Here is a 3888-nt window from a genome sequence, read left to right as displayed (position 1 = left end):
ATGGCGGGGGTCGGGTTACACTCAAGCTGAGGAGGTGGGAGGATGAAAAAGATACTGGTTATTGATGATGAGAAATCCGTACGTTTGATGCTTGGTGGGATGTTAAAAAAGCTTGGCTTTGAAACGGAAGCAGCAGAAAATGCAGAAAGAGCCTTTGCACTCTGGCGGCAACAACATTTTGATGCTGTTTTTTGCGACTTGCGTTTGCCGGATAAAAACGGTATTGAGGTGGTGCGGGAGTTACGAGCTCAGGGTTTTGACGGTGCACTTCTGGTAATTACGGCCTATGGTACAATTGAAACTGCCGTTCAGGCTATTCAGGCAGGAGCTGATGACTTTCTGACCAAACCACTGTCTGGTCCGGAGCAGTTACAGACCGTATTAAATAAAGCATTGGAACGCCGTAAACTGTTGCGTCGGGTGCAAGCGGAAAAATACCGGGATGGGGTTCCGGAGTTTATAGGAGTGGACCCTTTGAGCAGGAATCTTTTAGAGAAAATCAAGGTAGTTGCCCAGGTGGACACAACCGTTCTGTTGACTGGCGAAACGGGAACAGGCAAAGAAGTAGTGGCCCGCCTCTTACATGCATTCAGTCAACGCAGGGATGAACCCTTTCTGGCGGTCAACTGCGCGGCGTTGACGGAAAGTTTACTGGAAAGCCAGCTATTTGGGCATGAAAAAGGGGCTTTTACCGGTGCCCAGCAGAGTTATCCCGGTTTATTGCGTCTGGCTGATGGTGGAACCCTGTTTTTGGATGAAATCGGAGAATTGCCTTTATCGTTGCAGGCCAAACTGCTTCGGGTTTTGCAGGAACGGGTTGTAATGCCGGTAGGAGGAGTGAAGGAAATCAGGATTGATGTGCGCCTGGTGGCGGCCACTAACCGGGATCTTGCGCAAGAAGTAGCCGCTGGACGTTTTCGGGCCGACTTGTATTATCGTTTGAATGTGGTTCAGCTCACCATACCACCATTAAGGGAGCGGAAAGGGGATATTCTGCCTCTGTTGCAGCATTTTTGTGTCAGGCAGGCGGCCAAACTGGGCAAGCCGAAGCCGGAATTTGATGAGGAATTAGAGGCCAGGGCGCTGGCATATTCCTGGCCGGGGAATGTGCGGGAATTAGCGAATGTGGCTGAACGATCCATGTTGTTTTGGGACGGGCGTCAGGAAACCTTTGATCTTGATTTGCCGGTTCTGCCTGAAACTGGTGAAAGTGAAGTAAATCTTTACCGGTTAGAACGTAAGGCCATAGAACGGGCACTGGTCCTGGCCGGGGGTAACAGGAAAAAGGCAGCGGCTTTATTAGGGATCAGCCTCAGAACTTTATACTATAAAATGCAAAATTATTGCATTAAATAGTGCAATTTTTGCAATTTAAATCCACTAAAACCGCCTTTGTTGGCGGTTTTTTGTTTGGCACGGTTTTTGCCTTATATTCTGGTGGAGGTGGTTTGAATGCAGAAAACACAATTATGGCGCAGACTGATTCTCACGAGCATGGTAGTTTTGGCAGCCTGGCTGGGCCTTAGGCACCAGTTAGTAGGAGGTGGACCAAAGGGAGCGGCCCCCCTAGATTCGTTTTGCCCTTTTGGGGCGGTGGAAACAGCTGCAACACTGGCAGTCAGCGGCACCTTTATAGAAAAAACCAACTGGTCAAATCTGATTTTATTTGGTGGCCTGGTTTTATCTGCTTTCCTGGCCGGTAGCTTTTTTTGCGGCTGGCTCTGTCCGCTGGGAGCATTACAGGATTTCTTTGCCTGGGCAAGCAAAAAAATATTTAGGCGGCAGCTGGAACTCGGGAGAAACCTGGATCATATTTTCAGTTATGGACGTTACCTGATGTTGGTAATAATTGTGGTTGCTACCTACTACGCAAATGAACTGGTTTTTGAAAGTTACGATCCCTACAAAGCCTTCTTTCACTTCAAGTTTGAGGATTATATACCTGTGCTGGTAATTGGCCTGTTTATAGCTGGCAGTATGGCCGTATCACGCTTTTGGTGCCGCTATCTGTGCCCCCTGGGCGGTCTGGTGGGATTATTTAACAAACTGGGTTCATTACGACCCGGTCGTAAGGCTGAGACCTGTATTAGTTGCCATCGCTGTGATCGGGTTTGTCCGACAGCGGTAAAAATAACTGAACGGGAAAAAATAACAGATTCATCCTGTGTCAGCTGTCTGAAATGTGTAGATGCCTGTCCTGTACCGGAGACACTGACCATAAAGAGCAAGGGTTTATTTCTGGTGCTGGGGTTATTGGCTTTTTTCCTGCCACCCCTGATTACACAGGTGACAGGGATATGGCAGTCTACTCCGGTTGCTGCCGAAATAGAACAAATTAATGATCCGGCTCAGATTAAAGGGTGGATGACACTGGAAGACGTTGCCCGGGCTTTCGGACTGGATAAAAATCAGTTAGCAAGGGAATTGGGGTTATCCGAGGCGGAGACCGGCGAGCATCTAAAGGAAGTAATGGCGGAAAAAGGCAAAGATATGGATTACCTGAGAGCCTATATTGCTGAAAAATTGAAGGAAAAATAAAATTTAGTAGTTCCTCTCGCAGGGGTAGAGCATAAGATGAATTAAAACTCCTACCCTGCGGGAGGTATATTTTTATGTTTTACTGGCCCTATTATTGGCTATATTGCTGTTACAAACAACCCAATCAGCAGCCAGTCTGTCCGCACCCCACTCCTGCTCCCACGCCTTCATTGCCTGAAATCACAGAAGCCATTGAGCAATATTTGAACAGTCCGGAAGGTAGACAGCAGTTGAGCAAAATAGCGGAAGAATATATCAGCAAACCGGAACAACAGACCCGCATTCGCAGCTGGCTGCGAGCCAATTTGCCGGAATTATTGAAAAGCCCGGCTGTCCGCAGTGTGTTACGGGAAATAGTAAAGGATATTTTGAGTGAAGGGGAACCCCTTGGTTGATGGCAAACAGGTGCGCTGGCACCTGTTTTTTGTTTGAATAAAAAGTATTGACATAGATAAAAGAGTTGAATATAATAAACTACGACAAATACACATACCCAGTAAGGGTATAACGAAAAGGAGGTAGATTTTGGTGAAAGTATCGAGACGAGAATTCCTGAAAAGAAGCCTGACTGCCGGCGTGGCCGGAGCCATGGTTTTGAGTCAGGGCCCCCAGCAGGCCAATGCTGCGAGCGGAGAACAGGGTTATGGCACTGTCATAGATTTGACTAAATGCACCGGTTGCGGTGTTTGTGTAGACGCCTGCCGGAATGCGAACCAGCATAAATTCCCTGAGCCGAAAGGCCCTATTCCGGTAAACTGGCCGACCGGAAAATTTGAGGACTGGTCCAAAAAGAGAAGTATTAAAGATCGTTTAACTCCGTATAACTGGACTTATATTCAAAAAGTAAAAGTTAAACATCAAGGGCAGGATGTAGAGATTAGCATTCCGCGGCGCTGTATGCATTGCGATAACCCGCCCTGTGCTAATCTCTGCCCCTTCGGTGTCAATAACAAAACCCCTGAAGGAGCGGTAGTGATTGATGAAAATGGTTGCTTTGGCGGTGCCAAGTGTCAGGCTGTTTGTCCCTGGCATATTCCTCAGCGGCAAGGCGGAGTGGGGATTTATATGAAAGTACTGCCCGGCCTAATTGGAGGCGGGGTCATGTATAAGTGTGATCTTTGCCTGGACCGGGTGAAAGAAGGCAAACAGCCTGCCTGCGTGGAAGCCTGCCCGCACGGAGCTATCAGTTTCGGGCCCAGGGAAGAAATGCGGAAATTGGCTCAGCAACGGGCTGAAGAAATTGGCGGTTACATCTATGGTGAAAAGGAAAACGGAGGTACTTCCACTTTCTATGTATCTGCCGTACCTTTTGAAGAAATCAATAAAGCCCTGATTGAACAAGGGGTAGCC

The 3888-nt window shown here is 47.9% G+C and carries 4 protein-coding genes; all 4 read left to right on the top strand.

What is annotated here, in order from left to right; all coding sequences use genetic code 11:
• The first annotated feature begins 42 nt into the window (after window positions 1-42).
• The gene (locus JDF658_RS11840; RefSeq protein ID WP_079907780.1) at window positions 43-1356 is read left to right on the top strand and encodes a sigma-54 dependent transcriptional regulator; all 1314 of its coding nucleotides are present in this window, start codon (window positions 43-45) and stop codon (window positions 1354-1356) included.
• A gap of 96 nt (window positions 1357-1452) precedes the next feature.
• A complete protein-coding gene (locus JDF658_RS11835; protein ID WP_079907778.1) occupies window positions 1453-2538 on the top strand; it encodes a 4Fe-4S binding protein in 1086 nt (361 codons plus the stop codon).
• 74 nt (window positions 2539-2612) lie between these two features.
• Window positions 2613-2933: a hypothetical protein gene (locus JDF658_RS11830; RefSeq protein WP_078665094.1), complete on the top strand. Its 321-nt coding sequence runs from the start codon at window positions 2613-2615 to the stop codon at window positions 2931-2933.
• Between the two features lie 133 nt (window positions 2934-3066).
• On the top strand, window positions 3067-3888 hold an 822-nt coding region (locus JDF658_RS11825; RefSeq protein ID WP_242946675.1), incomplete at its 3' end, for a 4Fe-4S dicluster domain-containing protein.

Origin of the sequence: Carboxydocella sp. JDF658 (assembly GCF_002049395.1) — a bacterium.
Taxonomy (GTDB): domain Bacteria; phylum Bacillota.
Note: the sequence above shows the minus strand (reverse complement) of the source record. Positions and strands in the feature narration are given on the sequence as shown.